The following is a 7,243-nucleotide window of genomic DNA, read 5'->3' on the forward strand; positions in this document are numbered from 1 at the left end:
GTGATGCCGGTCGAGCAACTCGGTCTCCAACATTCATCAGGGTTACCAGTTCAGCGGCACGGGCATCGGGACCGCGGACACATCTCGTCGTCGCCGGCTGCGCGCCACCTCGCGCTGCCAACCGATTCATAAGCGCCATACAAGTCGATCCCAAGAGCGCCGTCCCATCATGGCCGTGCGAGGAGAAATCAGCTTTTCTGCGTATGGATCCTCGTGCGAATTCGGTGTCGTTCTTTCCCGGAGGGAATCGCCGCCGGATGGCCCTCATGAAAGGAAAAAGGGATCGACATGAATGCCCACGCATTCGAAACGTTGTGCCAGGCCGTGGAAGAGACGCATGCGGGCCGAGCCGACACCGCCCGGCGCTGGCTGGACAAGTTACGCGGACTGATCGCCCCGGAGAACGCAGCCGACGACTTCCTCTACCTGCTCTACCACGACGCGTTGACCCGTCGGCTGGGAACCGATCAGGACGGGCGGGACAACCTCTACCTGCGCCGGTTCGAACGGCCGCAGATCGAATTGTTCGATCTGGTGGCCGAACACCTGCCGGTGGTGAAGCTGGCCGGCCGCATCGGCGGCGCCCTGCTCGCCGAGCATCTCGCCGGGCGGCGCACGGCCACCCTGCTGTCGATCGGCATCGGTTCGGGCGTCCAGGAGGCGACGCTCCTGACCGCGCTCGCGAAACGCGGCATGGCGCCCGGACGGCTGACCGTCATCGGGGTGGACCCCGCGGTGGAAAGCCTCCACCAGGCCGAACGATCCCTCCGCGACACCGGCGTCACGCTGGACTTCCACGGCGTCGCCCGCTTCGCCGAGCACATGACCGACGATGACTGGGACCTGGTGCGCGGAGCGCCTCGCCCGCTGGTCATGAACGCCGCGTTCGCGCTGCACCACCTGCGTGACTCCTTGTCCGGCGCCGACGAAAGGAGCACGTTCTTCGCGAGGCTGCGAGACGCGGAGCCGGAGGCCGTGGTGCTGTGCGAGCCGGACTCCGATCATCATAGAGTGCCTCTGCCCGAGCGGTTCCACAACTCCTGGAAGCACTTTCACCACGTCTTCCGGCTGATCGACGCGCTGGACGTCTCGGCCGCCGACCGCAACGCGATGAAGCTGTTCTTCCGGCGCGAAGTGGCCGACATCGTCGGCACCGCCGACGACGAGGAGCGCTACGAACGGCACGAGCCGACAGCGCGATGGTTGGACCGGTTGCGCCATGCCGGGTTCCGGCCGACGCCCGCCCCCGCGAGCGCGCTGCCGGATACGGCCCATCCCGCCTTCGTCCGACGAGATCGCGACAGCGTGCGCATCGGATTCGACGGCGAATCGCTCGTGGCCGTCATCCGGGCAATGCCGGCGCAGGCATAGGCGATGTGTACTTGGCGCTCAGACGCGCCATCGATACCAGCCAACAGGAAACTGACTAACGGGCCTCGGACGAAAGGGACAGCCCGGCCGGTGGCGCAGGCGCACTGATCTGCCGCCATGCTTGATCACTTGTCGATTCAGTGCGGAGATCTCGTCAAGAGCGCGGCCTTCTACGACGCTGTTCTGGCGCCGCTCGGCGGCCGCGGAACTGACCTGCGGGCAGGACGAGGATGTGATCTTGGATGCTTCCGGCACAGGCCTTGGACTGACCGACCATCCCTTCGCACTGCGGGTATCCGGCGGGCCTCTGCCGTACGGGAATCCGGCCTGGGGCCTCGCAGCATGGGTGCTGAGTCAGCTACCCGTCTGAGCTGAGCACGACTGGATCAGCGGCGCCGGGCATATAAGCCCGGCCGGACTGCCGAGAACCTGGGGGCGGCAGAGCCGGGGTTAAGGAACCTGCGACAGCCGTTAAGGCTGGGAACGATCACGGAGTCCTGGCGCTGAAGGGCTGATCGAGCAGAACAGCAGCTCCGCCTCCTGCCCTCAACGGCATTACCGCAGCGCAACGGGCGCCGCTCACCTCATTGATGGGCGGCGTTCCCGCTCTCCGGGCTGGAACCTTTTCCTAACCGGCACGGCACCCGAAAATCACCGGCTATTGTGATCCCGTCGCTTGGACTGCGCCAGCTCCCGGTCGGCGTCGTACAGAAGAAGCTCAGAACGCGACGGCACTTCGCGGAACGCGGTGTGAGTTTCACCGGTCACTTCACCGACCACTATGCATTCCTGCTGACTCTGATGCTGGCCCGGATTCCCGCAGTACGGAGAATCGCGTCCGCCTCGTGTCGTGCGAACCCGGAGCCCCCGGAGATGTCCGGACGATGGATTCGCGTAAGCCTGTCGTCCTCCTGGAGCGCGGTCACAAGGACCTTGACCTCTTGGGGAGTCAAGGGAACGGCCAGGCGGTCCCTGGCCGGGAGCGGGTCGTGTTCTTGCCGGCACCGGCGGAGCCACTTCATGGTCAGTCCCTCCATCCCATCCGGATCGTGGCGTCCCCAGTGGTCCGGGTCTCCCTGTCCGACGTGGCCCGCGGACTTTGTGCAGTCCGCGTGGATCGCGCTCCCAGGATCTTGGGCCAGGATGTGCGTGGCCCTCGCACGCGGCCCCGGCGGTCTCCTCCGCGTCCTCCGCCGGCTCCAGTACGTCCACCTCATTGTGGGCCGGCAGCTTGTACGGGTCCCCGTCCAGGATCCAAGGAGGACGCCGTAGCCTCCGCCGAGCTTGTCCGGCCCGCTATGGATCGTGCCCAGAGTCCTGGCGGGGGCGGAAAACTCCCCATCGCGGCCTGACGGCCGCGTTTGGTTCAGGCGGAAATCCCGCTTTCCGCCCTATGCTTCTCCCGTGCGAGTCCGGGTTTTAGGGCATATCGGAGCGGAGATCTCCGGCCGTCCCGCCGACCTCGGCACGGCCCTGCAACGCGCCGTGATGGCCCGGCTGGTGTGCGCGCAGGGGCACGTGGTGTCCACCGACCGGTTCATCGACGACCTGTGGAACGGCCAGCCCCCGCCCCGGGCGCTCGCGGCATTACAGGTGTACGTCTCCAACCTGCGCCGGGTCGTGGAGCCCGGGCGCGCACCCAGGACCCCGGCCCGCGTGCTGGTGAGCGTCCCGCCGGGCTACCGGCTCGCGCTCGAGGCGGACGAGGTGGACGCCTGGCGGTTCCCCCGGCTGGTCGACGCCGCGGCCGCCCTTCTGGTCCAGGGCAGGCCGGCCGAGGCCCTCGACGCCGTGGACGAGGCGCTGTCGCTGTGGACGGGCCGGCCGTACGCCGAGTTCGCCGACGAGGAGTGGGCCGTCCCCGAGGTGGTCCACCTGGAGGAGCTGCGGGCGGTCGCCGTGGAGCACCGGGCCGAGGCGGGACTGGCGCTCGGCCGCCACACCGAGGTGATCCCGGAGCTGGAGCGGCACGTGTCCGCCCACCCCCTGCGCGAGAACGCAGTCCGGCTGCTCGCGCTCTCCTACTACCGGGCCGGACGGCAGGGCGACGCGCTGGCGGCCCTGCGCCGCACCCGGACACTGCTGGCGGACCAGCTCGGCGTGGACCCCGGGCCCGCGCTCCGCGGCCTGGAGGCCGACATCCTCGCCCAGGCCCCGTCGCTCGACCTGACCCCGGCCGCCCCGGCTCCGGCGCCGCCGGCGGTCGTGCCGCCCATGCGCGCCCGTCCGCCCACCCCCTCGCGCATGGTCGGCCGTACGGGGGAGCTGGGCCGGCTCGCCGCGGCCGCGGCCCAGGCGGGGGACGGGTTCCGCATCGCGTGGCTCGGCGGCGACGCCGGGGCGGGCAAGAGCACGCTCGCGGACGCCCTGGTACGCCACCTGACAGAGCGGGGCTGGCGGGCCGTCGTCGGCCGCTGCCCCGAGACGACGGGAGGCGTGCCGCCGGCGTGGGCGTGGAGCGAGGTGCTGCGCGACCTGGCGGCGACCACGCCGCCCCCGCCGGAAACGGCCGCGCGGCTGGCGCCCCTGCTGACCGACGACGCCGCGCCGGTCGGCCAGTTCTGGCTGGCCAGGGCGGTGGGCGACTACCTGGAGGGCGTCCCCGGACCGCTGCTGATCGTGCTGGAGGACGTCCACCGGGCCGACGAGGAGACCCTCCAGCTGCTGCGCCACCTCGCCGTCCGGCTGGCCGGCACGCCCGTCCTCGTCCTGCTCACGCACCGCCCGGCCGAGGCCGGCGCCGACCTCGTGACGACGAGGGCCGCGCTCGCCGTGCAGGCCGCGGAGGACGTGACGCTGGGCGGCCTCGCCGAGGATGAGGTGGCCCGCCTGCTCATGGAACGCTCCGGAGTCGAGGTCGGCCCGGCCACGGCCCGCACGATCACCGAGAGGACCGGGGGCAACCCGCTGTTCGTCTCCGAGACGGCGCGGCTGCTCGCCGTGGACGGCCCGTCGGCCGCGCACGCGCTGCCGCCCGGCGTGCGCGACCTGATCAGGCGGCGCGTCGCCCGCCTCCCCGGGACGGCGCAGACGACGCTGCGCACCGCGGCCGTGCTCGGCAGGGAGGCCGACGCCGACGTGCTCGTCGCGATGCCGGGCGCCGACGAGGAGACCGTGCTCGACGGACTGGAGGCCGGCGTGCTGTCGGGCCTGCTGGAGGAGCCCCGGCCGGGACGCGTCCGGTTCGCCCACGTGCTGGTCCGCGAGACCTTGTACGAGGACATCCCGCGGCTGCGCCGTACCCGGATGCACGGGAGGGTCCTCGCCGCGCTCGAGGCCGTACGGCCCGGCGACGTGGGGGCGCTCGGGCACCACGCGCTCGCCTCGGCCACCGCCGCCACCGCGCTGAGCGCGGCGGCCCACGCGACGCGTGCGGCCGCGCAGGCGTCCGCCCTGTACGCGCACCGCGAGGCGGCGGCGCTGCTCCAGGGCGCGCTGGACGCGCTCGGCCTGCTCGCAGAGCCGCCCGCGGACACCCGGATCGACCTGCTGTGCCGCCTGGTGTCCGCGCTGGCGCACGCCGGCGAGGTGGAGAAGGCGGTCGCCACCCGGGACGCGGCCCTGGCCGCCGCGCGCGGGACGGGCGACCGGCGGGCGATCGCCCGGGCCGCCGTGGCGTTCGACGCGCCGATCATCTGGACCATCCAGCCCCAACGGCGGTTCGAGCGCGAACTGGTGCGGGTCATCGAGGACGCGATCCGCGCGGAGACCGGGGAGCTGCGCTGCCGCCTCCTGTCCGCCCTGTGCCACGAGGTCGAGGGACACGATCTCGAACGGCTCGAGTCGGCGAGCGCGGAGGCCCTGGCCATCGCCCGCGAGCTCGGCGACCCCCGCCTGCTGTGCACGGCGCTCAACGCCCGCTACTGGGCCTGCCTCGGTCCCGGCAGGCGCGAGGAGCTCGAGGAGCTCGGCCGCGAGCTGCTGGAGGTGTCGACAGCGGCCGGGCTGCTGGGCCACCGGATGCTGGGGCACGTGGCGCTGTGCATGGTCGCGCTCGGCCGCAACGACTGGGCCGAGGCCCGCCGGCACGCCGACCAGGCCGCCGAACACTCGACGAGCGGCCAGCTCGGCCTCGCCCTCGGCATCCTCGCGTTCCTCGACGCCGCCCACCTGCTGATCCGCGGGGAGTTCGAGCGGGCGGAGCACGCCTACACCCTGCTGGGGGAGCGGATAGCCGAGACGGGCGGCGGCGCCAGCGGCCACCTGATGGGCGTGTGGTGCCGGTTCGCGGTCCGTCTCGTCGTCGGTCGCGGCCACGAGTCCGTGGACGAGATCGCCCCGGTGTGGCGGCGGATACCGAAGGTGACCGACGAGATCTACACCCGCGCGCTCGTCGCCGCCGGACGCCTGGAGGACGCGGCGGCCGTCTGGTCCCCCCTGCGCCTGCCGAGCGCCGACTACAGCTGGCTGATGATGATGGTCCTGCGGGCCGAGAACGCGATGGCGCTCGGGGCGCGGGCGGCGACGGAGGAGTGCTACCGGCTCCTCCTGCCGGCGGAGGGGGAGATGGGCGGGCTGAGCATGGCGTCGGTCACGCTCGGGCCGGTGGCCCACACGCTCGGCGATCTCTCGGTGTACCTCGGCAGGCCCGGGGCCGCCGCCGGCCACTATGCCCGGGCGGCGGAGGTCGCCCGGCGGATCGGCTCACCGCACTGGGAGGAGGCGGCCCTCCGGGCGCTCGCCGCGACCTCCTGACCGGGGCGCCCTCGTGGCCGCCGCCCGCCCTCCGTGCCGCCCGCCCCCGTGCCGCCGGTCGTTCGGCGCCGGCTGGTCACGTGGCGCGGTCGGTCACGTGCCGCCGGGTGGCACGGGGCGCGGGGTGGTGACGGAACGTGGGATGGCCGGGGCGGGGTGTGGTGGTGCAAGGTGGTCACGGGGCGCCGAAGACGAGGCGCTCGCGGCGGCGGTGGCCCGGGCGCAGCAGGGCCAGCAGGAGCACCAGGACGGGGCCCGCCAGCTTCCGCAGCTCCGCCATCTCCGACGGCTGCACGTACCGCTCGATCCGCGGGAGCTCGAAGCGGATGTCGCCGCCCTTCTGGGCCGCCTTCTCCACCTGCTCCCAGTCCCCGGCCGAGACGTGCCGCAGGATGACGGGGAACAGCAGCCGCTCCTCCTCCTCGATGTGCTCGTCGAGCAGGTCGGCGAGTCGGGCGAGCGGCTTCGCCAGGGCGGCCGGGTCCCCGGCGGCCGCGGTGATCTCGTTCAGCAGCGGGTCGAGGGCCGAGTGGTCGTCGGTCAGGTCGCTCAGGTCCACCTCGGCGCCGGCGGAGCGGACGATGACGGGCCAGAGCACGTCGTCCTCCGTCTTGTGGTGGTGGTGGATCCCCGCGCACAGCTTGACGACGTAGTCGCGGATCGCGGCCGCGCGCCGGGCGTCGCAGGCCTGCCGGCCCTCGGCGATCGCGCGGGCGGTCTCCGCCAGCCGGCGGGTGTCGCCCCGCATGGTCCGGTGGCCGAGGCGGAAGCCCAGCAGGTTGGGAGTGGTGGCGGACATCGGGTGACCTCTCGTTGCGTTTCGATGGTGTACGGCCACCGTGCGGGAGGACACTTGGCGTTCGTTAGGTCCGCACTTAAACCCGGTCCTTATGGGACGAGTGTCATTTCTCCCCGGACTGCTCGACGGCCTCCTGCACCATCCGGACCGCTCGTTCCTTCAGCTCTGGCGGATACCGACGCTGGGCAGGGTGCGAGGAACCAGATCGTCCTGACATGAGCTCCATCTTTTCCAACCGATGGAGCCTCCATCAATCCCAGTGAGACTGGAACGGCAGGCGTTCCTAGTGTCCTGCGCCTGAAATTCGTCGGCAATATCGTGCGAGGGATTCGAGGATCTCCTCTGCGGTCTTCTTCCATACGAACGGCCGAGGGTTGT

Annotated in this window: 3 protein-coding genes and 1 pseudogene; 3 read left to right on the forward strand and 1 reads right to left on the reverse strand. The window is 71.8% G+C overall.

From position 1 onward, the window contains the following. Positions 1-288 precede the first annotated feature (288 nt). The 3 genes and pseudogenes from AB0B72_RS07560 (at position 289) to AB0B72_RS07570 (ending at position 6,066) form a co-directional block, all read left to right on the forward strand. The gene (locus AB0B72_RS07560; RefSeq protein WP_367737612.1) at positions 289-1,371 is read left to right on the forward strand and encodes a GRAS family protein; all 1,083 of its coding nucleotides are present in this window, start codon (positions 289-291) and stop codon (positions 1,369-1,371) included. Between the two features lie 117 nt (positions 1,372-1,488). Then, positions 1,489-1,575, forward strand: a pseudogene (locus AB0B72_RS07565) (VOC family protein); the annotation flags it as partial. A 1,200-nt stretch (positions 1,576-2,775) separates the two neighbouring features. Beyond that, positions 2,776-6,066, forward strand: a complete 3,291-nt coding sequence (locus AB0B72_RS07570; protein ID WP_367737613.1) for a BTAD domain-containing putative transcriptional regulator — start codon at positions 2,776-2,778, stop codon at positions 6,064-6,066. Between the two features lie 175 nt (positions 6,067-6,241). On the opposite strand, the gene AB0B72_RS07575 is transcribed toward AB0B72_RS07570, so the two are convergent. Then, complete coding sequence (locus AB0B72_RS07575; RefSeq protein ID WP_367737614.1) at positions 6,242-6,865, reverse strand: hemerythrin domain-containing protein; 624 nt, start codon at positions 6,863-6,865, stop codon at positions 6,242-6,244. Between the last annotated feature and the right edge of the window lie 378 nt (positions 6,866-7,243).

The sequence above is a fragment of the Microbispora sp. NPDC049125 genome (assembly GCF_040802045.1).
In the GTDB taxonomy this organism is placed as follows: Bacteria; Actinomycetota; Actinomycetes; order Streptosporangiales; family Streptosporangiaceae; genus Microbispora.